Origin of the sequence: Streptomyces sp. NPDC007945, from assembly GCF_042958885.1 — a bacterium.
Taxonomy (GTDB): Bacteria; Actinomycetota; Actinomycetes; order Streptomycetales; family Streptomycetaceae; genus Streptomyces.
This window is the reverse complement of the sequence record NZ_JBIBJV010000012.1, coordinates 80,952-104,288: the sequence shown is the minus strand read 5'-3', so window position 1 is coordinate 104,288 and position 23,337 is coordinate 80,952. Positions and strand designations below refer to the sequence as shown.

Here is a 23,337-nt window from a genome sequence, read left to right as displayed (position 1 = left end):
CGCCAGGACGGCAATCCTGACGAGGGCCTACCGATCAGGAAGAAAGCACCTTCCCAATGGATGTCTCGCAGTCTAACGCGGCCCCGCCCGCTTCCCCCGCTCCGTTCGAGATCCCCGCCGACGCGCCACGCTCAGGGGTGATCCACGTGCGGCACCGGCACCGCGACCGGTTCACCGTCGTCGGCAACCACCTGGCCCAGCACCCGGCGCTCTCGGGACTCGCGATCGGGATCGGGGTGCGCATCCAGTCGCTGCCGGACGGCGCCGACGTGTCCGTGAAGAGGCTCGCGCTGCTCCTCCCCGAGGGCGAGATCTCCATCCGGCGGGCCCTCAACGAGCTGGTGGCCGCCGGGTACTTGGAGCGGCGGCGGGTGGCGCTCGGCGGCGGGCGGTACGCCACTCGGCTGGTCTGGTACGACAAGCCCGGTGCCCCCACGCGCGGCACCTCCCAGCCCGCCGTCGCGCCCGACAGCGGGTCCGCGCCCGACAGCGGGTCCCCGCCCACCGAGGCCGTGCCCGGGGGCGGAGCCGTACCCGGGGACGTGCCCGCCGCCGTACGGGCCGATGCGCCGCCGCTCGCGCCTCCCTCCGGGCCCGCCGCCGCGATCCTCGCGCGGCTGCGTACGGTCGACACCCGGCTGACGCTGTCCCGTCGCGACGTGCAGCGGCTCGCGCCCGCCGTGGACGGATGGCTGGCGCTCGGCATCGGGAGTGCGCAGGTCACGCGGACGCTCACGGCGGCGCTGCCGCCCGCTCACGTACCCATCCACCACCCGGCCCGCTTCCTCGCGTACCGCCTGACCCACCTGCTGCCGCCGCCGCTGCCCGCCGAGACGCCGCCGGGCCTCCCCCTCACACCCCTCGTGAGCTGCGGCGGATGCGAGCGGGCCGTCAGGTCGCACGATCCGGATCCCTTGTGCGCGGAGTGCCGCCACGCGAAGGACAGGCCCGCGGCCTGAGCGGCCTCGGGCGGCCCGTCCGCCGGTCAGGGGGTGTCGATCGCCTCGCGCCAGGTGCGGACGGCGTCGGCGGAGACCGGGGCGGCCCAGCCCTGGGGGCGGGCGGCGCCGCCGATGTGGAAGGCGGTGAGGCCGGCGGCGCGCAGTCGCGGCAGGTGGTCGAGGCGGAGGCCGCCGCCGACGAGGATCCGGGGTTCGTAGCCGGGTTCGCCGGCGCGGGCGGCCTCGGCTTCGAGGACGGTCAGTCCGTCGTCGACGCCGCCGGCGGCGCCGGCCGTCAGGTAGGTGTCGAGGCCGGGGAGGTCGGCGAGGCGCTTGCGCAGGCCGTCGCGGTCGGCGGCGCGGTCGATGGCCCGGTGGAAGGTCCAGGGGGCGCCGTCGAGGACGGCGATGAGCCGTTCGACGGCGACGAGGTCCGGCGCGCCGTCGGCGGTGAGGAAGCCGAGGACGAACGCGTCGGCGCCGGCGGCGCGGAGCTCGGCGGCCCGGGCGACGAGCGCGTCGACGTCTCCGGCGGCGAAGCCGTCGGCCAGGCGGAGCATCACGCGGAGCGGGATGTCGACGGCGCGGCGGATGGCCGTGAAGCTGGCCGTCGACGGGGTGAGGCCGTCCGCCGCCATGTCGGTGACGAGTTCGAGGCGGTCGGCGCCCCCGGTCTGGGCGGCGACCGCGTCCTGCTCGTCGAGGGCGATCACCTCCAGGACAGCACGGTTGCTCATTGCGCCCATTCCTCCATGAATGACGGCTACAGGTCTAGTCCAATGACCAGACTAGCCGTGCGGATGGTCTCCCGCATCGTGCTCCGTCGTCTCCGAGGGCGCCGGGGCCGCGGTCCGGGCGCCGGCCTTCACCGTGAAGGCGGCCGTGCGGACCTCGCCCTCGTGCCGGAAGTCGAGGAAGAGGCGGTACGTGCCGGGGGTGGGCGCGGTGGCGGTGAAGGAGACGTCGGGGCCGGGGCCGCCCTCGTTCGGGTGGACGTGGAGGTAGGCGAGGTCGCCCTGGCGGAGGGCGACCAGGTGGCCGTACGCGCCGAGGTACGGCTCCAGGTCGGTGACCGGCCGGCCGCCCTTGGAGACGGTGAGGCGCAGCTCACCGGGCTTGCCGGGGTCGAGGGTGCCGCCGAGGCGGACCTGGTAGTCGTCGACGGTGGCGGTGGCCGCGGCGGCGGGGAGCGGCTGGGGGCTGTAGGCGCCGGGGACGCCGAGGTCGACGCCGAGGGTGAGGGCCTCGGCGCCCTTCGCGGCGGGTGTGAAGTCGGCGAAGGCCTTGTAGGCGCCGGCGCGGGGCAGGTCGGCCTCCACGGTCCAGGTGCCGTCGGGGGCCTTCTCGGGGTGGAGGTGGCGGAAGACCGTCAGGTCGCGCGAGGCGACGATGAAGTGCAGCTCCTTGCCGTGCTCGGTGGTGAAGGCGGTGACCTTCTTGCCGGTGGCGTCCTGGATGGAGAACTTCAGGGTGCTGCGGCCGGCCGGCGGGGCCGGGGTCTCCAGGGCGAGGGTGTAGCCGCCCTGGGAGACCTGGAGGCCGCCGGGCGGTTCGGCGGCGGCCGGGCCGGGAGCGGTCTCGTCGTGCCCCTCGTGGCCGCCGGCCGAGGCCGTGGGCGCGGGGGTGGTGGTGGCGTGGTCGGCGTGCTCCGCCGTGCGGGGCTCGTCCACCGGGCCGACGCCCTTCCCGACCCCGTACGCGGCGCCGAAGGTCGCGGCGAGTGCGGCGGCGAAGGCGGTGATCTTTGCTCCGGTGTTCATGACTGCTCTCCCCTTTGTACGGGTCCGGGTCCGGGTCCGGGTCCGGGACCGGGCGCGAGTGCGGGTGCGGGTGCGGAAGCGGGGCGGGTCCGGCGCCCCTCCACTTCCCTCACGATACCCCTGGGGGGTATCAAGTCAAGTCGATCCGACACTTGCGTCGTATACCACCGGGGGGTATACATGGATCCACACCGCCGATACCCCCAGAGGGTATCCGGCCCCAGGACACACGATGGAGGACGACATGGGTTCCTGCTGCACCCCCGACCACAGCTGCTCCACCGGCGCCGCCACCACTGCGGTCGCCGTCGCCGAGGCCACCCGCACCGTCTACGCCGTCTCCGGCATGACCTGCGGACACTGCGAGACCTCGGTCACCCGGTCCGTCGGCGCGGTGGAGGGCGTGCTCGCCGTGGACGTCGACCTCGCCACCGGCCTGGTGACCGTCACCACCGACGGCGCCGCCGACGACGCCCTCATCGGCGCCGCGATCGACGACGCGGGCTACGAGCTGACCGGCCGCGCCTGACCACGGGCCCACGAGCCGCCGGGGCCCGACCCGGACCGCCGCCCGGGCCCCGGCCCCCTCCGTCCCCACCCCTCCGCACCGAGGAGCAGGAAATGACCACGACCACTCCGGGCACCGCCCAGGTCGAGCTCGCCATCGGCGGCATGACCTGCGCCTCGTGCGCCGCCCGCATCGAGAAGAAGCTCAACCGCATGGACGGGGTCGAGGCCACCGTCAACTACGCCACCGAGAAGGCGAAGGTCACCTTCTCCGCCGACATCCCGGTCGCCGACCTGATCGCCACCGTCGAGGCCACCGGCTACACCGCCGCCGAGCCGGAGCCGGAGCGCCCCGCGCGCGACGGCGCCGAGGGCGGCCCCTCCGACGAGGAGAAGGCCGACGCCGAACTGCGGCCCCTGAAGCAGCGGCTGGTCACCGCGGTCGCCCTCGCCGTCCCCGTCATCGCGATGGCGATGGTCCCCGCGCTCCAGATCGAGTACTGGCAGTGGCTGAGCCTCACCCTCGCCGCACCGGTCGTCGTCTACGCCGCCTGGCCCTTCCACCGGGCCGCCTGGACCAACGCCCGGCACGGCGCGGCCACCATGGACACGCTGATCTCGGTCGGCACCATCGCCGCGTTCCTGTGGTCGCTGTGGGCGCTGTTCTTCGGCACCGCCGGTACGCCGGGGATGACGCACCCCTTCGAGTTCACCATCGCCCGCACCGACGGCGCCGGGAACATCTACCTGGAGGCCGCCGCCGGCGTCACCGCCTTCATCCTCGCGGGCCGCTACTTCGAGGCCCGCTCGAAGCGGAAGGCCGGCGCCGCGCTCAAGGCGCTCATGCGGCTGGGCGCGAAGGAGGTGACCGTCCTCAGGAACGGCCGGGAAGTCACCGTACCGACCGCCGAACTCCAGGTCGGCGACCGCTTCCTGGTCCGCCCCGGCGAGAAGATCGCCACCGACGGCACCGTCGTCGAGGGCTCGTCCGCCGTGGACGCGTCGATGCTGACCGGCGAGTCCGTCCCCGTCGAGGTCGGCGTCGGCGACTCCGTCACCGGAGCCACCCTGAACGCCGGCGGCCGGCTGGTCGTCGAGGCCACCCGCGTCGGCGCCGACACCCAGCTCGCCCGGATGGCCAGGCTGGTGGAGGACGCGCAGAACGGCAAGGCCGCCGCCCAGCGCCTCGCCGACCGGATCTCGGCCGTCTTCGTGCCGATCGTCATCGCGCTCTCGCTCGGCACCCTCGGCTTCTGGCTGGGCACCGGCCAGGGACTGTCCGCCGCGTTCACCGCCGCCGTCGCCGTCCTGATCATCGCCTGCCCGTGCGCCCTCGGCCTCGCCACCCCGACCGCCCTCATGGTCGGCACCGGGCGCGGCGCCCAGCTCGGCATCCTCATCAAGGGACCCGAGGTCCTGGAGACCACCCGCAAGGTCGACACCATCGTCCTCGACAAGACCGGCACCGTCACCACCGGCCGGATGACCCTCCTGGAGGTCCACACCGCCGCCGGTACCGACGAGACCGACGTCCTGCGCCTCGCCGGCGCCCTGGAGCACTCCTCCGAGCACCCGATCGCCCAGGCCGTCGCCGCCGGCGCCGCCGCCCGGGTCGGCCCCCTGCCCGCCCCCGAGGACTTCGCCAACGTCCCCGGTCTCGGCGTCCAGGGCGTCGTCGACGGCCACGCCGTCCTCGTCGGCCGCGAGAAGCTCCTCGACGAGTGGGCGATGGAGCTGCCCGCGGACCTCAAGGCCGCGAAGGACGCCGCCGAGAAGGCCGGGAGGACGGCCATCGCCGTCGCCTGGGACGGGGAGGCCCGCGCGGTCCTGGAGGTCGCCGACGCGATCAAGGAGACCAGCGCGGAGGCGATCCGCCGCCTCAAGGCCCTCGGGCTCACCCCGATCCTGCTGACCGGCGACAACCGGGCGGTCGCCGACTCCGTCGCCGCCGAGGTCGGCATCGGCGAGGTCATCGCCGAGGTCATGCCGCAGGACAAGGTCGACGTGGTCAAGCGCCTCCAGGCCGAGGGCCGTTCGGTCGCCATGGTCGGCGACGGCGTCAACGACGCCGCCGCGCTCGCCCAGGCCGACCTGGGGCTCGCGATGGGCACCGGCACGGACGCCGCCATCGAGGCCGGCGACCTCACCCTCGTACGGGGCGACCTGCGGGCCGCGGCGGACGCCATCCGGCTCTCCCGCAAGACCCTCGGCACCATCCGGTCCAACCTCTTCTGGGCCTTCGCCTACAACGTGGCCGCCCTGCCGCTGGCCGCCGCCGGACTGCTCAACCCGATGATCGCCGGAGCCGCGATGGCCTTCTCCTCGGTCTTCGTGGTCGGCAACAGCCTGCGGCTGCGCGGCTTCCAGGCCGCCGACAGGTGACCTCCGGACCCTCGACCCGACGGGAGCACGCCATGGCCGGATACACCCCGCACAAGGAAGACGTCATCCGAAGGCTCCGGCGGATCGAGGGACAGGTCCGGGGAGTGCAGCGGATGGTCGACGAGGACACCTACTGCATCGACGTCCTGACCCAGGTCTCGGCCATCAACGCCGCCCTCCAGTCCTGCGCCGTCGCCCTCCTGGACGAACACCTCGCCTGCTGCGTCACGGAGGCGATCGCCGTCGGCGGCGACGAGGCGAGGGAGAAGGTCGGCGAGGCGTCGAAGGCGATCGCCCGCCTGATCCGGACCTGACACGACCGCCGCCCCCGACCGCCCCCGCACGAGGAACCCGCACCGACGGGCCGCCTCGTCCGGGGGCGGTCGCCGTACGAGGGGCGGTGGCTGTACGAGGGACGGTCGCCGTAGGAGGGACCGTCGCCGTACGACGGGCGGTCGCCGTTTCTCGGGCGCTTCGCGTGGAGTCGACGCGGGGTCAGACGTGGAGCGCCGGGGGGAAGCCGGTCCAGCGGAGGTCGTCGGGGAGGTGCCGGGTGTCGTTGAGGACGAGGACGGCCGGCGGGCGGCCGGGGGCGTAACGGATCACCGTCAGCGCCGCGTTCGCCTGGTTCACGCCCATCCACCGCCAGGCCGGCGCGCCGAGCGCCGCCCGCACCAGCCAGCCGACGAGGAAGTTGTGGGTGACGAGCAGCTCGTGGCGCGGCTCGTCCCCCTCCACCGGCCCGGTGAAGCGCGCGACCGCCTCCGCCGCCAGCTCCGCGCCACGCGCCCGCTCCGGTGCCGGGACGCGCTCCAGGAACCCGAGCATCGCGTCGGCCGCCTCGGCCGGCAGCTCCTCCCGGGAGGGCACGTACGGGACGTAGTCGCCGGCCTCCTCCAGGGCGCCGACGGGCACGCCGTCGAGCCGTTCGCCGATCAGCCGGGCCGTCTCCGCGGCGCGGGGCAGCGGCCCGTGGTGGACGGCCGCCAGCGGCACGCCCCGGAGCCGCTCCCCGAGCAGCACCGCCTGCCGCCGCCCCGCCTCCGTCAGCCCGCTCTCGTCGGGCGTGGCCTCGCCGTGCCGGGTGACGTAGAGGAAGCGGTCGGCCGTGCTGCTGCTCATGGAGGGGTGCCTTCCGTGCCGGAGGAACGATCTTGGCGGTCTCCGTCGGGGACGCGCACCGGCCCCCGCCGGTTGCGGGGCGCGGGCGCTGCGCCGACCGGGGGTGGGCGGCGCGGACCGGGCGGCGCCGAACGAGTGGACTCGCCCCGCTCCCGGCGGCGGGCGGCGCGGCGGTGCGGCCGCCGGTGCTGATCTGGCAGCGCGCGCACCCGAGGCCGCGCGCACCCGTCCCCCCTGCGACTCGCTCCCGTCCGCCCCTGGAAGGCGCTCCCCCATGCGACGACGTACCCCCCGCCGGCTCCTCGCCACCGCCCTGCTCCTCGCGGCCGCCGCCCCCGCGCCTTCCGCGCTCCCGGCGACCGCGGCCCCCGCCCCCGTACCGCTCCGCCACGGCGGCGAGGGCGACTGCCGGGGCGGCGACGGGCTGCCGCCCGCCACGGCCGAGCGGCTCGACGCGACCGTCGAGAAGGTCCGGCGGCAGGCCGGGATCCCCGGGCTCGTCGTCGGCGTCCGGATGCCGGGGAAGGGCTGTTACGTCCGGGCCACCGGGGTCGCGGACAAGCGGACCGGCCGGCCGATGTCCGCCGACGGGTACATCCGGATCGGCAGCGAGACGAAGACCTTCACCGTCACCGCGCTCCTCCAGCTCGTCGACGAGGGGAAGGTCGGGCTGGACGACCCGATCGACGACTACGTCCGGGGCGTCCCGAACGGCCACCGGATCACGCTGCGGCAGCTCGCCGGGATGCGCAGCGGCCTCTTCCCGTACACCGCCGACCAGGACTTCCTCCGCGACATGCTGAGCGACCCGAAGCGGCCGTACACCCCGTGGGAGCTGCTGTCGTACGGCTACCGGCACCCGAACACCTTCCGGCCGGGCGCCACCTTCCAGTACTCCAACTCCAACCTCGTCCTCCTCGGCCTCGTCATCGAGAAGGTCACCGGCCGGCCCCTCGCGAAGGTCCTGCACGAGCGGGTCATCCGGCCGGCCGGACTGCGGCACTCGTTCCTGCCGAAGGGCGCCGAGTTCCCCGAGCCGCACCCGCGCGGCTACACCGACCAGACGCTCAGCGGCGCCGTCGCCGACGCCACCGACTGGAACCCGAGCTGGGCCTGGGCGGCCGGCGGGATGATCTCGGACCTCGACGACCTGCACCGCTGGGCGAAGGTCGTCGCCACCGGCGAACTCCTCAGCCCCGCCACCCAGGCACAGCGCCTCAAGACCCTCCCGACGGGCTTCCCCGGCACCTCGTACGGCCTCGGCATCCTGAACACCAACGGCTGGATCGGCCACAACGGCTCCCTGCCCGGCTACGAGACCGTCACGGTCTACCTGCCGTCCCAGAAGGCCACGCTCGTCGTGATGCTCAACACCGACGCGCTCAGCGGCGGCCAGGAGCCGTCCACGCTGGTGGCGAGGGCCGTCACCGAGGTCATCACGCCGAAGAACGTGTACGCGGGCTCGGTCACCCCGCGCGGCTGACGGCCGCCCCGCGCGAGGGCCGCGGGCGGGAGGGCGCGGGCGGGAAGTCCCGTGCGGCCTGCGCCGGACGGGTGGCCGTGCCTACGATCGGGCCATGAGCGCTGACTCTTCTCGCCGGTCCGTCGGTTCGCGGAACTCGTTCCTGTCCATCGGGTCGGTCGGCTCGACGCTGTCGGTCGGCTCGGTGGGCTCCTTCCTGTCCGTCGGCTCGGTCGGTTCCTTCCTGTCCGTCGGCTCGGTGGGCTCCTTCCTGTCCGTCGGCTCGGTCGGCTCCGCGGCCTCCGTGCTCTCGGTCGGCTCCTGGGCGAGCCTGGGCTCGCTGCTGTCGGCGGAGTCCCGGTGGTCGGCCCTGTCCTGGCGTTCGCGCGGCGCCGTCCTCGCCGCGGGCGCGGGTCTCACGGCCGTCGCGCTGCAGGCCCTCGCCCCGGCGCGGCGCGGCCGTGGTTCCTCTACTGGTACGCCACTTCCCCACCGCCAGGACGCATCCCATGGCCGCCACTGAGGACGTCCTCGCCGCGTACGGGATCCCCGTCATCCCGGACCCCGCGGACGCCGCCTCCCGCAAGCGGCGGGCGATCCTCGACGCGGCGCTTGCGGAGTTCCTCGCGGAGGGGTACGCGGCAGCGTCGATGGACGCCATCACCGCACGGTCCGGGGTGTCGAAGGCGACGATCTACAAGCACTTCGGCAGCAAGGAGCGGCTGTTCCTCGCGGTCGTCGGCGGGGTGCTCCCGAAGACGTACGCGGACCTGGAGCCGGCCGACTCCGCCCTCGCCGCCGCGCCCGACCTGCGCGCCGCCCTGGTGCGGCTGACGACGGACTGGGCGCGGATCCTGCTGCGGCCGGACATCATGTCGCTGCGGCGGCTCGTCATCGGCGAGATCGACCGCTTCCCGCAGCTGGGCCGGCTCTGGTGCCGCGTCAGCCACGACACGAACAACGGCCCGCTCGTCGAGGCCGTCACCGAACTCGACGCCCGCGGGGTCCTCGACGTGCCGGACCCGGAGCTGGCGGTGCGGCAGCTCGTCGCGGCGACCGTCGGGGTGCCGCAGCTCGTGCGGACCTTCTCGCCGGAGGCGGAGATCGACGACGCCGAGCTGGAGCGGACGATCGGCTCGGGAGTGGACCTGTTCCTGGCCCGGTACGGGACCGCCCGCGACGCCCGGGAGAAACGAAACCGCTGAGGATCGGTTTCCCGGGCGCCGCGCACGTCCTGGTCCGGCCCTACCCGGTCACCGCACCATCAGGCCCACCGCGAGGACCGCGATGAGGGCGCTCGACGCCAGGCCCGTGAGGAGCCGGGCGCGGGCGCCCGTCAGGGCGTGGCCCAGAAGGGTGCCGGTGGCGGCGAGCAGCAGCTGCCAGCTCGCCGAGGCGGCGAAGGCCGCGGCGACGAAGACGGCCCCCTCGGCCGGGCCCGTCGTCGCGTGGCCGCCGAGGACGAGGGCCGTGAAGTACAGGACCGTCATCGGGTTCAGGACCGTGAGGCCGAGGAAGGTCCAGAAGGCCCGGTGGGGTGCCGCCACCGGGCGTTCCTCGGCCGGGGTCCCGGCGCGGTGGGCGCGCAGCGCGGTACGGGCCGAGGCCGCCGCGAGGGCCAGCAGGACGAGCGCGGACGCCCAGCGCAGGGGCGTCGCCACCGGCGCGAGGAGCGGTACGAGCGCGGCCCCGCCGACGACCGCGACCAGGGCGTACACCCCGTCCGCCGCCGCGATGCCGAGCGCCGCGCCCGCCCCCGTACGCCAGGGGCTGCGGGCCGCGACCGCCACCAGATGGGCGCCGACGGCGCCCACGGGGATCGCGATGCCGTAGCCGGCCAGCAGGCCGGCCACCGCCGCGCCGGTCACGCGACGGCGGGGGTCGCACCTCCGGGAACGGCGGCCGGGCGCTGTCGGTGGTAGGCCGCGCCGTCCTTCGTCCGGGCGAGGAACCCGCCGACGACGAGGTGGCGGCGCAGGGCCGGGTAGTCCTCGTGGACGGTCTTCAGGGCCGCGTTGACCTCGGGCTCGCGGTAGACGCGGCCGGTCTCGAAGAGGCTCTCGGCGAGGTGCGCGAGAAGCGCCTCGCGGCGGGCGGGGCGCCGCGGGATCGCGACGAGCCGCCCGTCGGCGGCGAAGAGGTCCGCGACGGGGCGCGGCGAAGGATGACTGCTCATGGGGGAAGGGTCGTCGCCCGTCCCGTTCCCCCGCAAAGGATTTTCGCCGGGCCCGGCACCGCGCGGCGACTCCTGGGGGAAAGGGGCCGCCCGGCGTCCGGGTGGACGTCGGGCGGCCCCGCGGTCCGGCGCGGGCGCCGGTCAGGCGGTGGTCTTCTCGGCCCGCGGGGCGGGCGTCGCGGCGGTCTCGGTGGCCGCGGCCTTGTCGCCCCTCATCGCCAGGAGGGTGACGGCGCCGCCGACCGCGGCGACGACGGCCGCGCCGGTGAACGCGGCCGAGAAGCCCTCGGTGAGCCGGGGCAGGTCGCCGAGCCGGTCGGCGCCCTGCGACGTGGCGACCGCGGTGAGGGCGGCGAGGCCGAGCGCGGAACCGACGTTGTAGGTGGTGTTGACGATGCCGGAGGCGAGACCGGCCTGCTCCTGCGGGGCGCCGGACATCGCCGCGATCATCGCCGGGATGTAGGCGAGGGACATGCCGAGCGCGGCGACGAGCGAGGCGGGCAGGACGTCGACGAGGAAGGTGCCGGTGGGCTCGACGGCGGCGAGCCAGATCAGGCCCGCGGCGAGGACCAGCAGACCGCCGCCGATGAGCGGCTTGGCGCCGACCTTCGCCATCAGGCGGGCGGTGACGGCCGTCATGAAGATCATGAGGAGCACGGTCATCGGGAGCAGCGCGGCGCCGGAGGCGAAGGCCCCGTAGCCGAGGACCTGCTGGAGGTACAGGTTGAGGAAGTACCACATGGGGATCCACGCGGCGCCGAGCAGCGTCATCGCCAGGTTGGCGGAGCCGAGGCGCGGGACCCGCCAGACGCCGAGCGGCATGAGCGGCTCGCGGACGGACTTCTGGACGACGAGGAACAGCGCGAGGAGGACGGCGGCGCCGGTCAGCTGGAGGATCGTGCCGGTGGAGCCCCAGCCGGCCTCGGGGGCGCGGACGACGGCGAAGACGGCGAGGGCGAGGCCGGCGGTGACGGCGGCGGCGCCGAGGACGTCGACGGAGCCGCGGCGGGACCCGACCTCCGGGAGGAGCCGGGTGGCGGCGAGGGTCGCCAGGCCGATGGGGATGTAGACGAGGAAGACCCACTGCCAGGAGGCCCACTCGGTGAAGACGCCGCCGAGGAAGACGCCCGCGGTGCCGCCGGCGGGGGCCGCGGCGCCGTAGAGCGCCATCGCCTTGCCGAGCTCCTTCGGGTCGTGCATGAAGAGCATCATCAGGAGGGTCATCGCGGAGGGCGCGATGAGCGCGCCGCCGACGCCCTGCACGGCGCGGCCCGCGATCTCGACCCAGGCGGTCTGCGCGGCGGCTGCGAGGACCGAGCCGGCGATCATCACGGACCAGCCGGTGACGAAGATCCTCCGGGCTCCGACGAGGTCGGAGAGGCGTCCGCCGAGGAGCAGCAGACCGCCGAAGACGATCACGTAGGCGTTGAAGACCCACTGGAGCTCGCCTTGCGAGAACCCGAGGTCCTTCTGCATCTCGGGGAGCGCCACTCCGATGATCGAGGTGTCCATGATGACCATGAACTGGGCGGTGGCGAGCACGAGGAGTGCCCACCAGCGCCGGGGGTTGACGTTCGACATCGCACTGCCCTTCACTCGCGGCCGACCGGTGGCCCAGGCCGTTCACATACCCCTAGGGGGTACCTTCGCGGAGCACCGTAACATACCCATGGGGGGTATGTAAGGCCGACGGGGACACGCCGTCGTGGCCCGTGATCCGGGCACTCGGAACGGACGCCAGGACCGGGCACAATGCGCCCATGACCGCAACCGAGGACAGCGCGACCGACACCGGCGACCTCCTCCGGCGCTGGAACGCCACCCTGCTCGCCGCCCGCGCCGGCCACGCGGGCCCCGACCCCACCCCGTACGGCCGGGACCTGCTCGACCGCTGGGCCGAACCGCAGCGCCGCTACCACACCACCGCCCACCTGCGGGCGGTCCTCGACCGGATCGACGAGCTCACCGACCTGGGCGGCGAGGGCGGTGAGCTCGAACTCGTCCGCCTCGCCGCCTGGTTCCACGACGCCGTCTACCGCCCCGACCGCTCCGAGAACGAGGAGCGCTCCGCCCACCTCGCCGAACGCGCCCTGACGGAAGCCGGGTTGACCGCGCACGAGGTCGCGGAGGTGGCCCGCCTGGTCCGCCTCACCGTCACCCACGACCCGGCCCCCGGCGACCTCAACGGCGAGACCCTCTGCGACGCCGACCTCGCGATCCTCGCCACCGACCCCGACACCTACCGGGGGTACGCGGCGGCCGTCCGCGAGGAGTACGCCTTCGTCCCCGACGACGCCTTCCGCGAAGGCCGCGCCGCCGTCCTCCGTCACCTCCTCGCCCTCCCCCGCCTCTTCCGCACCCCCTACGGCGCGGCGGCCTGGGAGGCACAGGCCCGCGAGAACCTGGAGAAGGAACTCGCGGAACTGACCGCGGGCGGCTGAACCCCGACGCCGCACGACGCCCGGCCGTGGCACCCCCCGGCCGGGCGCCGCGGCCCGACGTGGCGGCCCGGCGTCGCCACCCGGAACCCGGCCCGGCGTCTCGGCCGGACCCGGCGTCCCGGCCCGGCGTCTCGGATCGCGAGAAGGCCCGCGCCCCCGGAATCAAAGGGGCGAATCACCGGTTGACGCATCTCATGCCGTCTCCCTCCGCCGACCCCGCCCCCGCCACGCCCCGGATGCCCCTGGCCGTCTACGTCCTCGGCCTCTCCGTCTTCGCGCTCGGCACGAGCGAGTTCATGCTCTCCGGCCTCCTCCAGGCCGTCGCGGAGGACATGGACGTCTCCATCCCGCAGGCCGGACTGCTCATCTCCGCCTTCGCCATCGGCATGGTCGTCGGCGCCCCGCTGCTCGCGGTGGCCACCCTCCGCCTCCCCCGCAAGACGACCCTGGTCGCCCTGATCACCGTCTTCGGCCTCTCGCAGATCGCCGGCGCGCTCGCCCCGAGCTACGGGATCCTCTTCGCGTCCCGCGTCGTCAGCGCCCTCGCCTGCGCCGGCTTCTGGGCGGTGGGCGCGGCCGTCGCCATCGCGATGGTCCCGGCGGACAGCCGGGCCCGCGCCCTCGCGGTCATGATCGGCGGCCTCTCCATAGCCAACGTCCTGGGCGTCCCGGCCGGCGCCTTCCTGGGCGAGCACCTCGGCTGGCGCTCCGCCTTCTGGGCCGTGGGCGCCGCCTCCGCGATCGCCCTCGCCGGCGTCGTCACCCGCATCCCGCACCTCCCCCTCCCGGAGACGAAGCCCCGCCTCAGGCGGGAGCTCGCGATCTACCGGGACCGCCAGGTCCTCCTCTCGATCACGGTCACCGCGCTCGCCGCGGGCGGCGTCTTCTGCGCCTTCTCCTACCTCGCCCCGCTGCTCACCGACGTCTCGGGCCTGGGCGGGTCCTGGGTCTCCGGCGTCCTGGCCCTCTTCGGCGTCGGCGCGCTGATCGGCACGGTGATCGGCGGCCGGTTGGCCGACGCCCACCTCTTCGGCGTCCTCCTCACCGGCATCACGGCCTCCACCGCCTTCCTGGTGGCCCTGGCCCTCTTCGCCTCCGTCCCCGCGGCGACCGTCTCCCTGGCGTTCCTCCTCGGCGTCTCGGCCTTCTTCACGGCCCCCGCCCTCAACGCCCGCATGTTCGACGTCGCCGGCGCCGCCCCCACCCTGGCCGGAGCCACCACCACCGCCGCCTTCAACCTCGGCAACACCGGCGGCCCCTGGCTCGGCGGCACCGTCATCGACGCCGGCCTCGGCTACGCCTCCCCCGCCTGGGCAGGCGCCGCGATGACCCTCCTGGCCCTCACCACGGCCGCCGTCGCCCTCCGCCTCACCCGCACGAAGAAGTCCCGCGTGGTGACCGGCGCCCAGGCGGCCCCGGCCGAACGACGGGCCTACCACCACCAGGGCTGACGCCCGCGGCCGACCGGACCCCGTCGCCCTGGGCCGCCCCTGCCCGGGTCACCCCCCGGGCCGGGTCACCCCCCGGGCCGGATCACCCCCGGGCCGGTCGCCCCTTAGGCCGGCGCAGCCCCGCTTCCGTGAGGCGGCGGAGGAGTTCCTTGGAGCCGACCGGGACCGCGCCGGCCGCGACGGCCCTGTCGTACCAGTCGGCCGGGATGTCGTAGTGGTCGCGGTCGTAGCCGCGGGCGGGGGCGCCGAGGTCGGCGGCGAAGGCGTGGAGCTCCTCGAAGGAGACGTCGCTGACGAGGTGGGACCACATGCGGCCGTGGCCCGGCCAGGTCGGCGGGTCGATGTACAGGGTCATCGGCGGGGTCCCGTACCGGGGGCGGCCCTCACGTCAGGCCTCCCACCCGGGCCACCACCACGCCCTGCTTGCCGCAGACCCAGTGGGGGTCCGGGCCCAGTTCGGGTTCGACGTCGAGGGCGTGCGGGTCGCCGGAGGAGCAGACGGGGCAGAGGGGCCAGCGGCCGTAGGCCTCCAGGAGGGCGTCCTGCACGTCCTGGGCGACGAGGCCCGCGACGTACTCCACGCCCTCGGGCCACTGCTCGACCCACCAGCGGCGGTGCGTCACCGCGTCCTCCACCATCGACACGACCTGCGCGGCGGCCACGTCACGGGCCGCGAGGTCGGCCAGCACCAGGGCGCGCGCGGCGTGCAGCGCCTGCTCCACGGGGTCGATGTCGTCCATGGGGCCATTGTCCCCCGGCCGCCCGGAAGGGCGAAGGCCGCCCGTCACCCCGGGGCGCACGAGGCCTTGTCCGCGTCCGGGGGTGAAACTATCTTTCACATGTGACCAATGACGTGAAGGAAACTTTCAACGGGGAGGCACCTCCCGCCCCCGCCGCCCTCGCCGCCAAGGTGCGCACCCTCTCCCCGTCCATGACCCGCTCCATGCAGCGGGTCGCCGAGGCCGTCGCCGGGGACCCCGCCGGGTGCGCCGCCCTCACGGTCACCGGTCTCGCCGAGCTGACCGGCACCAGCGAGGCCACCGTGGTCCGCACCGCGCGGATCCTCGGCTACCCCGGCTACCGCGACCTGCGGCTCGCCCTCGCCGGGCTGGCCGCCCACCAGCAGTCCGGCCGCGCCCCCTCCGTCACCGCCGACATCGCCGTCGACGACCCGGTCGCCGACGTCGTCGCCAAGCTCGCCCACGACGAGCGGCAGACCCTCGCCGACACCGCCGCCGCCCTCGACACCGTGCAGCTCGGCGCCGTCGCCGCCGCCTGCGCCGCCGCCCGCCGCATCGACGTCTACGGCGTCGGCGCCTCCGGTCTCGTCGCCCAGGACCTCGCGCAGAAGCTGCTGCGGATCGGGCTGATCGCCCACGCCCACAGCGACCCGCACCTCGCCGTCACCAACGCCGTGCAGCTCCGCCCCGGCGACGTCGCCCTCGCCATCACCCACTCCGGCTCCACCGGCGACGTCATAGAACCGCTCCGGGTGGCCTTCGAGCACGGCGCCACCACGGTCGCGATGACCGGCCGCCCCGACGGCCCCGTCAGCCAGTACGCCGACCACGTGCTGACCACCTCCACCGCCCGCGAGAGCGAGCTCCGACCGGCCGCCATGTCGTCCCGCACCAGCCAACTCCTGGTCGTGGACTGCCTGTTCACCTGCGTCACGCAGCGCACGTACGAGACCGCGGCCCCGGCCCTCGCGGCCTCGTACGAAGCCCTCGCCCACCGGCACGCGCCCCGGACGACCCGCTGACCCCCCGACCGGACCACGCCACGACCATGAAAGAGCAGCCGCCCGTGTCCACCACGTACTCCGAGCTCCGCGCCCAGCTGGCCACCCTCACCACCGAGGCGTTCCGCCCCGAACTGGCCGAGATCGACCGGCTGTCCACCCTGGAGATCGCCCGCACCATGAACGGCGAGGACCAGTCCGTCCCCGCCGCCGTCGCCCGCGCGCTCCCGGCCATCGCCGCCGCCATCGACGCCACCGCCGAGCGGATGGCCCGCGGCGGCCGCCTCCTCTACCTCGGCGCCGGCACCGCCGGCCGGCTCGGCGTCCTCGACGCCAGCGAGTGTCCGCCCACCTTCAACACCGACCCCTCCCAGGTCGTCGGCCTGATCGCGGGCGGCCCCTCGGCGATGGTCCAGTCCGTGGAGGGCGCCGAGGACTCCCGGGAGCTGGCGGCCACCGACCTCGACGCGCTCGGCGTCGGCCCGGACGACACCGTCGTCGGCATCTCCGCCTCCGGCCGCACCCCGTACGCCGTCGGCGCCGTCGAACACGCCCGGAGCCTGGGCGCGCTCACCATCGGGCTCTCCTGCAACGCGGACAGCGCCCTCGCCGCGGCCGCCGAGCACGGCATCGAGGTCGTCCCCGGCCCCGAACTCCTCACCGGTTCCACCCGCCTGAAGGCCGGCACGGCCCAGAAGCTGGTCCTCAACATGATCTCGACGATCACCATGATCCGCCTGGGCAAGACCTACGGAAACCTCATGGTCGACGTCCGCGCCTCCAACGAGAAGCTCCGGGCCCGCTCGCGCCGCATCGTGGCGCTCGCGACCGGCGCCCCCGACGAGCAGATCGAGGCCGCCCTCACCGCCGCCGAGGGGGAGGTGAAGAACGCCATCCTGATCATCCTCGCCGACGTCGACGCCGCCACCGCGGCCCGCCGCCTGGAGGAGTCCCACGGCCACCTGCGCGCGGCGCTGCACGCGACCCCCTGAGCCGCCCCCGCCCCCGTACCGAAGGCACCACCGCACATGAGCACAGACGACAAGAACCGCGCCATCGCCGCCGCGATCCTCCCCCTCGTCGGCGGCGCCGGGAACATCTCCTCCGTGGCCCACTGCATGACCCGCCTCCGGCTGGGTCTGCGCGACCGCTCGCTCGTCCGGGACGAGGCCCTCAAGGCCCTGCCGTCGGTGATGGGCGTGGTGGAGGACGACACGTACCAGATCGTCCTCGGCCCGGGCACGGTCGCCCGGGTCACCCCCGCCTTCGAGGCCCTGGTGGCCGAGGGGGCGGCGGAGGCGCCCGCGCGCTCCGCCGAGGAGCTGGCCGACAAGGGAGCCGCCCTCAGGGCGGCCCGGAAGGCGAAGAACGCGACCCCCTTCAAGCTCTTCCTCCGCAGGGTCGCCGACATCTTCGTCCCGCTGATCCCGGCCCTCATCGGCTGCGGCATCATCGCCGGCCTCAACGGCCTGCTGGTCAACCTCGGTCTGCTGCCCGGGATCACCCCGGCGCTCGCCGCCGTCGCCAGCGGCTTCATGGCCCTCATCGCGGTCTTCGTCGGCTTCAACACCGCGAAGGAGTTCGGCGGCACGCCGATCCTCGGCGGCGCGGTCGCCGCGATCATCGTCTTCGCGGGCGTCGCCAAGGTCGAGGTCTTCGGCCAGGCCCTCTCCCCCGGCCAGGGCGGTGTCCTCGGCGCGCTGGGGGCGGCCGTGCTCGCCGTGTACGTGGAGAGGTGGTGCCGCCGCTGGGTGCCGGAGTCCCTGGACGTCCTGGTCACCCCGACGCTCACGGTGCTCGTCTCCGGCCTCGTCACGCTCTACGGCCTGATGTTCGTCGCGGGCGAGGTCTCGCGGAGCATCGGCGGCTTCGCCGACTGGCTCCTGGCGCACGCGGGCGCCGGCGCCGGCTTCCTCCTCGGCGGCCTCTTCCTGCCGCTGGTGATGCTCGGCCTCCACCAGGCCCTGATCCCCATCCACACCACCCTCATCGAACAGCAGGGCTACACCGTCCTCCTCCCGATCCTGGCGATGGCGGGCGCGGGCCAGGTCGGCGCGGCCATGGCCGTCTACCTGAGGCTGCCCCGCAACGGCTCCCTCCGCCGCACCATCAGGTCCGCCCTCCCGGCCGGCTTCCTCGGCGTCGGCGAACCGCTCATCTACGGCGTCTCCCTGCCGCTGGGCCGTCCCTTCGTCACGGCCTGCGTCGGCGGCGCGTTCGGCGGCGGCTTCGTCGGCCTCTTCAGCATGCTGGGCGACAAGGTCGGCTCCACCGCGATCGGCCCCTCCGGCTGGGCGCTCTTCCCGCTCCTCGACGGCGACCAGGGCCTCGGCACGACCCTCGCGATCTACGCGGGCGGCCTGCTCGTCGGCTACCTCGCGGGCTTCACCGCCACCTACTTCTGGGGCCTCGGCCGCGAGCTGATCGAGGAGTTCGACGTGGACACGGAGGCGGTGCCGGGCTCCCCGCCGGTGACCGCCGGCACCGGGGCCGCGGGCCCGGGATCCCCCGGCCGCGACCCCGAGCCCGACCCGGAGCCCGCGAAGCTCTGACGCTCCCGGTGTCTAGGGCGTGTCCCGTTCGACGACGACGCCGACGACGCTGGACACCGGCAGCAGGCCCCAGAAGCGGGAGTCGGTGCTGAAGGCGGGGTTGTCGCCGAGGAGGGCGATCCGGCCGGGCGGGACGAGCGCGCCGTCGGGGACTCCGGCGGCGGCGCACACCTCGGGCGGGACCGGTTCCCCGGCCAGCGCGGCGACCCGCTTCACCACCAGCGGCGGCCGGACCGCCGGCCCGGCGCCCGGGCGGGGGCGGACGAGGCCCTCGGGCGGGGCGACGACGACGATCCGTCCGGTACGCAGCCGGGCCGCGCCCCCGCGGACGACCAGGACCCGCTGCCCGTCCCGCAGGGCCGGCATCATGCTGGGCCCGTTGATCCGGAGCCGGGACAGGAAGCGGCGCAGCAGCACCAGGAGCAGGGCGGGAACGGCGGCGGCGCCCAGGAACACGTACAGGTCCACGTCGGCCTCCTCAGGGCACCGGCACCGCGCCCGGCGCGTCGGTACGGTAGCCGTCGGCCTGGAGGGTGAACAGCTCCGCGTACCGGCCGCCGCGTGCCATCAGCGCGCCGTGGGTGCCCTCCTCGACGACCCGGCCGTCGCCGAGGACGACGATGCGGTCGGCGTCGCGGACGGCACCGAGCCGGTGCGAGACGACCACGCCGGTCGCGCCCTCCCGCAGGGTGCGCAGGCTGTCGTGGATCTCCTTCTCTGCCTCCGCGTCCAGGCCGGCGCTGGGCTCGTCGAGGATCAGCAGGTCGGCGTCGGCGCGCATGAACGCCCGCGCCACCGCGACCCGTTGCCACTCGCCGCCGGAGAGCGACTGGCCGGCGAACGACGGGCCCGGGCCGCCCTGCTCCGCGTCCGGGACGAAGATCCGGCTGAGGAGGGTGTCGTAGCCGGCGGGCAGCCGGGTGAGCCGGTCGTGGACGCCCGCGGCCCGCGCCGCCGCGGTGACGGCGCCGCGGTCGCCGGCCCGGTCGAGCCGGCCGAGGCCGACGTTCTCGCCGGCGGTGAGGTCGTAGCGGCCGTAGTCCTGGAAGACGACGCCGATCCGGCGGCGGTACTCGTCCGGGGTGAAGCGGCGGATGTCGGTGCCGTCCCACAGGATCCGGCCCTCGGTGGGGTCGTACAGCCGGCACAGCAGCTTCACCAGGGTGCTCTTGCCCGCGCCGTTCAGTCCGACGAGGGCGGTCGCCGCGCCGGCGGTGAGCGTCAGGTCCACCCCGCGCAGCACCCACGGCGAGGAGTCGTCGTACCGGAACCAGACGTTCTCGAAGGTGATCGAGGACCGCAGCGGGCGCGGCTCCTCGGCGGGCCCGTCCAGCTGCCGCAGGTCGGGGGCGAGGTCCCGCAGGGCCCGGTAGGACACGAAGGTGAGGAGTGCCTGGTAGGCGTTGCTGCCGGTGTTGGCCAGCTGGCCGACGCCGGTCTGGATGGCGGCGGTGGCGGCGAGGAAGACGGAGACGTCGCCGACGGAGAGCGTGCCGGCGCCGACGGCCCTGACGACCCAGACGAGGCCGACGCCGTAGACGGCGACGCCGAGCACGGACGGCCCGACTCCCCTGAGGAGGTTGCGGAGTTCGGTGCGCCGCTCGGCCTCGGAGGCCGCGGCCAGTTCGGCCCGGGCCCGGTCCTTGAAGTGGTCCTGGAGCCCGAAGAGCCGGATCTCCTTCACCGCGTCGGTGTCGGTGAGCAGGCTCGCGTAGAACATCTGGCGGCGGCTGCGCGCCACGATGTCCCGGATGACGGCGGCGCGCCGGCGGCCGGCGGTGAGCTGGGTCCGGAAGGTCGGCAGCGCCATGACGACGGTGAGCGCTCCGAGCAGCGGGTTGAGGACGCAGACGGTGATCAGGAAGCCGAGGAAGGTCACCAGCGCCTGCACGCCGCCGACGGCCGAGCCGATGAGCATGCCGGGCGCGGAGGAGCCGGCCTCCTGGGCGAGCCGCAGCTCGTCCTGGAAGGACGGGTCCTCGAAGTGCCGCAACCCGGGCAGCCGGTTGACACCCTCGAACAGCTCGTCCTGGACGCGGAGTTGGACGCGGCGGGCGTGCTGCTCGCGGAGGAAGTCGGTGACGGCGGGGACGAGCGCGACCCCGAGGCCGACGGCGACCAGCAGGACGGCGACGCGGACGAGGGCGTCCGGGGGCCGGTGCTGGGTGATGGCGTCGAAGAGTTCGCGGACGAGGAGCGCGGCGGCGGCGGGCAGCAGTCCGGCGACGACGCTCCCGGCCAGGTAGAGCAGGAGCGCGCCGCGCCCGGCCCGCCAGGCGAGCGCCGCGGCGGTTCGCCCGGCACCGAGCACGTCCGCCCTCGGCTGCCGCTTCACCGGGAGGCGGAGGCCGTGGGGGCGGCGGGGGCGACCTGGCCGCGGTCGCTGATCCGGCCCTCGGCGTCGACGTCGAGGTAGCTGGGCCAGCGGACGATGCCGAAGGAGGCGGAGGCGCCTCCGGTGCCGGCGGCCTCGGTGACGACGCGGGCGACCGGGTCGAGCAGTTCGATCATCCGCTGCCGCTCGGGACCGCCGCCCTTGAGGAAGACGAGCACATGGTCCCGGCCACCCGGGAAGTCCTTCGCCATGGCGGCGAATTCCGGCGCCTGCTCGACGCACGGGGTGCAGGTGGTGGAGAGGAATCCGATGACGGATCCGTTCGCGACGGAATTCCGGTCGATCTCTTCTCCGGAATGCGCGTGGGCGTGGAATTCGGGGACGGGAGAACCGTCGGGAAGGGTGTTCTCCGGTGCGTCGGAGACGTATTCACCGGAATTCCCGGCGGAGCCGGAGGTGCGGCGCGCGAGGGCGAGCAGCAGGAAGAGGTTGAAGACGGAGAGACAGCCGATCAGCACGACGGCGGCGACGAGCATGGGAAGGGCCTCGCTTGGGTTCGCGGCGGATGCGGAGGGGGCGGTCGGGTGGTCAGGAGGTCCGCCGGCCGGTTCCGCCGGTTCCCGACAGGACGCCGGCGAGCAGGTCGGTGGAGAGGACGAGCGCGCTCACGCAGACCGCGCCGAACAGGCCGACGAGGGCGCCGGCGGGGTCGAGGGAGCCGGCCACCGGGACGGGCCCGGGGCCGCCCGCGGCGAGCGAGGCGGCGAAGCCGGTGGCGGTCGCCGCCAGGAGGGCGGCGTTGCGGACGAGGTGCGCGGGCCCGACCCGGGTCCGGGAGGCGCCGAAGCAGGAGCAGGAGGTGTCGATCCCGCGGCGCAGGACCGAGGCCAGGGCCGCGGTGAAGACCGCGATCAGACCGAAGGAGAGGACGAAGGCCCAGGTGGTGAGGGCCGGCACCCAGACGGCGACGGCGAGCAGCACTTCCAGGACGGGCACGGCGACGGCGACCGGGCCGAGCGCCGACAGCGGCACGATCCGCATCTCGCGGACGCTGGTGCGGAACGCGCCCGGGGCGCGCGCCTTGCCCAGCGCGGAGGCCGCGAAGACCACGGCGACGACGCAGCGGAAGGCGAGGATCAGGGGGTCGGTCACGGTCGTTCCTCCGTCGTCCGGTCCGGCCGGGCCCTCCGCCCCGGGCCGCGCGGGGCGGCGGCGGGGAGGAGGGTGCACCGAGGGGTGCGGGAGGCGGTCAGCAGTCGCCCGGGTACGACTTGGTGACGCAGGTGGGCGCCGCCGCGCAGTTCCAGGAACAGCAGACCTTGACGTAGAGCGTGGAGCCGGAGCACCAGCTGCTGCCGCCCGCGGGGCAGGCGCAGTACGCCTCGGCGCTCTCCTCGCGGAGAACGCGTCCGAGAAGTCGGTCCGCCATGCCGACAATTGCCTTGACCATAGGATCCCTCACATGATGGAGATGGATTTTCGGGTCGTGCAAACGTTCACGAGAACTCGCGTCCCGCAATTTACCCGCCCCTCGGAATACATGTCTAGACCAACTCCGATCTTCGTCGCCGCACAGGAACCACGCAGGCGAATCGCGAGGTCAGGGAGGTACGGGAGAAGAACCATTCATCCGGAGCGTTCACCGCCATATGGAATTCAAGCTTCCGAAAGCACGTGCGCATGGCCGGAACCAGATGCCCCGACGGGAGCTGACGCCGTCTTAGACTCCGCAACCATGACGACCACCCACCACGACCTCGCCGCGATCGCCGCCGATCTCGCCCCCACCGGCACCCTGCGGGCCTCCGTCAACCTCGGGAACCCGGTGCTCGCCCAGGGCACGCCGGAGGCACCCGCCGGCATCACGGTCGACCTCGCCGCGGAGATCGGCCGGCGCCTCGCCCTCCCCGTCGAGACGCTCTGCTTCGACGCGGCGCGCAAGTCGTTCGAGGCGATGGCCGACGGCCGCGCCGACCTCTGCTTCCTCGCCGTCGACCCCGCCCGCGAGAAGGAGGTCGCCTTCACCTCGCCGTACGTCGTCATCGAGGGCGTGTACGCGGTCCCCCGCGACTCGCCGCTCGTCACCGTCGAGGACGTGGACGCCCCCGGCGTCCGCGTCGGCGTCAAGCAGGGCTCGGCCTACGACCTCCACCTCACCCGCACCCTCACCCGCGCGACCGTCGTCCGGGGCGCCGAGGGCGTCGAGGTCTTCCGCACCCTGGACCTGGAGGCAGGCGCCGGCATCCGCCAGCCCATGGCCGCGTACGTCGCCGCCCACCCCGAAGTCCGCCTGATCGACGGCCGCTTCATGGAGATCCGGCAGGCCGTCGGCACCACGAGGAACAGGGCCCCGGAGACGATCGCCTACCTCACCGCCGTCGTCGAGGAGCTGAAGAAGAACGGCTTCGTCACCGACGCCCTGCGCCGCTCCCACCAGGACCCGGCCCTGGTGGCCCCGTGACCGGCC

At 74.5% G+C, this 23,337-nt stretch carries 26 protein-coding genes; 13 read left to right on the top strand and 13 right to left on the bottom strand.

Translation table 11 applies throughout. From position 1 onward, the window contains the following. The first annotated feature begins 146 nt into the window (after positions 1-146). Positions 147-959: a hypothetical protein gene (locus tag ACFZCF_RS29170; RefSeq protein ID WP_391289904.1), complete on the top strand. Its 813-nt coding sequence runs from the start codon at positions 147-149 to the stop codon at positions 957-959. A gap of 26 nt (positions 960-985) precedes the next feature. Here the strand turns inward: ACFZCF_RS29170 and ACFZCF_RS29165 are convergent, their stop codons facing one another. Together ACFZCF_RS29165 and ACFZCF_RS29160 are read right to left on the bottom strand one after the other, a co-directional pair. Then, positions 986-1,678, bottom strand: coding sequence for a copper homeostasis protein CutC (locus ACFZCF_RS29165; RefSeq protein WP_388438457.1), 693 nt, complete (start codon positions 1,676-1,678; stop codon positions 986-988). Between the two features lie 51 nt (positions 1,679-1,729). Continuing rightward, on the bottom strand, positions 1,730-2,701 hold the full coding sequence (locus ACFZCF_RS29160; protein ID WP_388438459.1) for a hypothetical protein: 972 nt from the start codon (positions 2,699-2,701) through the stop codon (positions 1,730-1,732). Positions 2,702-2,945: 244 nt separating this feature from the next. On the opposite strand from ACFZCF_RS29160, the gene ACFZCF_RS29155 reads away from it, so the two are divergent. From ACFZCF_RS29155 to ACFZCF_RS29145, 3 genes are all read left to right on the top strand, one after another. Beyond that, complete coding sequence (locus ACFZCF_RS29155; RefSeq protein WP_388438938.1) at positions 2,946-3,230, top strand: heavy-metal-associated domain-containing protein; 285 nt, start codon at positions 2,946-2,948, stop codon at positions 3,228-3,230. Positions 3,231-3,322: 92 nt separating this feature from the next. Next, positions 3,323-5,590, top strand: coding sequence for a heavy metal translocating P-type ATPase (locus ACFZCF_RS29150; protein ID WP_388438462.1), 2,268 nt, complete (start codon positions 3,323-3,325; stop codon positions 5,588-5,590). A gap of 32 nt (positions 5,591-5,622) precedes the next feature. Then, positions 5,623-5,904 carry a metal-sensing transcriptional repressor gene (locus ACFZCF_RS29145; RefSeq protein WP_391289900.1) on the top strand — a complete coding sequence of 94 codons (282 nt, stop codon included), beginning with the start codon at positions 5,623-5,625 and terminating at the stop codon, positions 5,902-5,904. A gap of 181 nt (positions 5,905-6,085) precedes the next feature. Here ACFZCF_RS29145 and ACFZCF_RS29140 read toward each other — a convergent pair whose 3' ends face one another. After that, entirely contained in the window at positions 6,086-6,712 is a 627-nt protein-coding gene (locus ACFZCF_RS29140) for a histidine phosphatase family protein (protein WP_388438468.1), read from the bottom strand. A 274-nt stretch (positions 6,713-6,986) separates the two neighbouring features. Here ACFZCF_RS29140 and ACFZCF_RS29135 point away from each other — a divergent pair, with 274 nt between their 5' ends. The 3 genes from ACFZCF_RS29135 (at position 6,987) to ACFZCF_RS29125 (ending at position 9,379) form a co-directional block, all read left to right on the top strand. Then, the gene (locus ACFZCF_RS29135) at positions 6,987-8,195 is read left to right on the top strand and encodes a serine hydrolase (protein ID WP_391289897.1); all 1,209 of its coding nucleotides are present in this window, start codon (positions 6,987-6,989) and stop codon (positions 8,193-8,195) included. A 94-nt stretch (positions 8,196-8,289) separates the two neighbouring features. Continuing rightward, positions 8,290-8,697 carry a hypothetical protein gene (locus ACFZCF_RS29130; RefSeq protein WP_391289896.1) on the top strand — a complete coding sequence of 136 codons (408 nt, stop codon included), beginning with the start codon at positions 8,290-8,292 and terminating at the stop codon, positions 8,695-8,697. Next, entirely contained in the window at positions 8,684-9,379 is a 696-nt protein-coding gene (locus tag ACFZCF_RS29125; protein WP_391289894.1) for a TetR/AcrR family transcriptional regulator C-terminal domain-containing protein, read from the top strand. Before ACFZCF_RS29130 ends, ACFZCF_RS29125 begins: the two co-directional genes overlap by 14 nt. 48 nt (positions 9,380-9,427) lie before the next feature. Here the strand turns inward: ACFZCF_RS29125 and ACFZCF_RS29120 are convergent, their stop codons facing one another. The 3 genes from ACFZCF_RS29120 to ACFZCF_RS29110 form a co-directional block, all read right to left on the bottom strand. After that, positions 9,428-10,042, bottom strand: coding sequence for a LysE family transporter (locus tag ACFZCF_RS29120; RefSeq protein WP_391289892.1), 615 nt, complete (start codon positions 10,040-10,042; stop codon positions 9,428-9,430). Beyond that, positions 10,039-10,350 (bottom strand): DUF2087 domain-containing protein, encoded by a 312-nt coding sequence (locus ACFZCF_RS29115; protein ID WP_391289890.1) that lies wholly within the window; start codon positions 10,348-10,350, stop codon positions 10,039-10,041. The genes ACFZCF_RS29120 and ACFZCF_RS29115 overlap by 4 nt, the downstream gene beginning before the upstream one ends. Before the next feature lie 141 nt (positions 10,351-10,491). Then, a complete protein-coding gene (locus ACFZCF_RS29110) occupies positions 10,492-11,931 on the bottom strand; it encodes an MFS transporter (protein WP_391289888.1) in 1,440 nt (479 codons plus the stop codon). A 179-nt stretch (positions 11,932-12,110) separates the two neighbouring features. Here ACFZCF_RS29110 and ACFZCF_RS29105 point away from each other — a divergent pair, with 179 nt between their 5' ends. Together ACFZCF_RS29105 and ACFZCF_RS29100 are read left to right on the top strand one after the other, a co-directional pair. Beyond that, the gene (locus ACFZCF_RS29105; protein ID WP_391289886.1) at positions 12,111-12,791 is read left to right on the top strand and encodes a hypothetical protein; all 681 of its coding nucleotides are present in this window, start codon (positions 12,111-12,113) and stop codon (positions 12,789-12,791) included. Between the two features lie 236 nt (positions 12,792-13,027). Beyond that, positions 13,028-14,242 carry a Cmx/CmrA family chloramphenicol efflux MFS transporter gene (locus tag ACFZCF_RS29100; protein ID WP_391289984.1) on the top strand — a complete coding sequence of 405 codons (1,215 nt, stop codon included), beginning with the start codon at positions 13,028-13,030 and terminating at the stop codon, positions 14,240-14,242. 82 nt (positions 14,243-14,324) lie between these two features. Here the strand turns inward: ACFZCF_RS29100 and ACFZCF_RS29095 are convergent, their stop codons facing one another. Further along, positions 14,325-14,597, bottom strand: coding sequence for a DUF4031 domain-containing protein (locus tag ACFZCF_RS29095; RefSeq protein WP_388438491.1), 273 nt, complete (start codon positions 14,595-14,597; stop codon positions 14,325-14,327). Positions 14,598-14,625: 28 nt separating this feature from the next. Further along, the gene (locus tag ACFZCF_RS29090; protein WP_031015735.1) at positions 14,626-14,982 is read right to left on the bottom strand and encodes a hypothetical protein; all 357 of its coding nucleotides are present in this window, start codon (positions 14,980-14,982) and stop codon (positions 14,626-14,628) included. A 101-nt stretch (positions 14,983-15,083) separates the two neighbouring features. Between ACFZCF_RS29090 and ACFZCF_RS29085 the strand changes: the two genes are divergently transcribed. The 3 genes from ACFZCF_RS29085 to ACFZCF_RS29075 are packed head-to-tail and all read left to right on the top strand — an operon-like array spanning position 15,084 to position 18,535. Beyond that, complete coding sequence (locus ACFZCF_RS29085; RefSeq protein WP_388438494.1) at positions 15,084-16,004, top strand: MurR/RpiR family transcriptional regulator; 921 nt, start codon at positions 15,084-15,086, stop codon at positions 16,002-16,004. 26 nt (positions 16,005-16,030) lie between these two features. Continuing rightward, the gene (murQ, locus tag ACFZCF_RS29080) at positions 16,031-16,975 is read left to right on the top strand and encodes an N-acetylmuramic acid 6-phosphate etherase (protein ID WP_388438497.1); all 945 of its coding nucleotides are present in this window, start codon (positions 16,031-16,033) and stop codon (positions 16,973-16,975) included. A gap of 36 nt (positions 16,976-17,011) precedes the next feature. Continuing rightward, positions 17,012-18,535, top strand: a complete 1,524-nt coding sequence (locus ACFZCF_RS29075; protein WP_391289882.1) for a PTS transporter subunit EIIC — start codon at positions 17,012-17,014, stop codon at positions 18,533-18,535. A 12-nt stretch (positions 18,536-18,547) separates the two neighbouring features. On the opposite strand, the gene ACFZCF_RS29070 is transcribed toward ACFZCF_RS29075, so the two are convergent. The 5 genes from ACFZCF_RS29070 to ACFZCF_RS29050 form a co-directional block, all read right to left on the bottom strand. Then, positions 18,548-19,003, bottom strand: coding sequence for a S26 family signal peptidase (locus tag ACFZCF_RS29070; protein WP_391289881.1), 456 nt, complete (start codon positions 19,001-19,003; stop codon positions 18,548-18,550). Positions 19,004-19,013: 10 nt separating this feature from the next. Beyond that, positions 19,014-20,870, bottom strand: coding sequence for an ATP-binding cassette domain-containing protein (locus ACFZCF_RS29065; protein ID WP_391289879.1), 1,857 nt, complete (start codon positions 20,868-20,870; stop codon positions 19,014-19,016). Beyond that, positions 20,867-21,406, bottom strand: coding sequence for a TlpA family protein disulfide reductase (locus ACFZCF_RS29060; protein ID WP_388438508.1), 540 nt, complete (start codon positions 21,404-21,406; stop codon positions 20,867-20,869). The genes ACFZCF_RS29065 and ACFZCF_RS29060 overlap by 4 nt, the downstream gene beginning before the upstream one ends. Before the next feature lie 52 nt (positions 21,407-21,458). Next, positions 21,459-22,022: a MauE/DoxX family redox-associated membrane protein gene (locus ACFZCF_RS29055; protein WP_391289877.1), complete on the bottom strand. Its 564-nt coding sequence runs from the start codon at positions 22,020-22,022 to the stop codon at positions 21,459-21,461. A 97-nt stretch (positions 22,023-22,119) separates the two neighbouring features. Further along, positions 22,120-22,299, bottom strand: a complete 180-nt coding sequence (locus ACFZCF_RS29050; protein ID WP_189951076.1) for a hypothetical protein — start codon at positions 22,297-22,299, stop codon at positions 22,120-22,122. Between the two features lie 306 nt (positions 22,300-22,605). Here ACFZCF_RS29050 and ACFZCF_RS29045 point away from each other — a divergent pair, with 306 nt between their 5' ends. Then, positions 22,606-23,331 (top strand): transporter substrate-binding domain-containing protein, encoded by a 726-nt coding sequence (locus ACFZCF_RS29045; RefSeq protein ID WP_391289874.1) that lies wholly within the window; start codon positions 22,606-22,608, stop codon positions 23,329-23,331. The last annotated feature ends 6 nt before the right edge of the window (positions 23,332-23,337 follow it).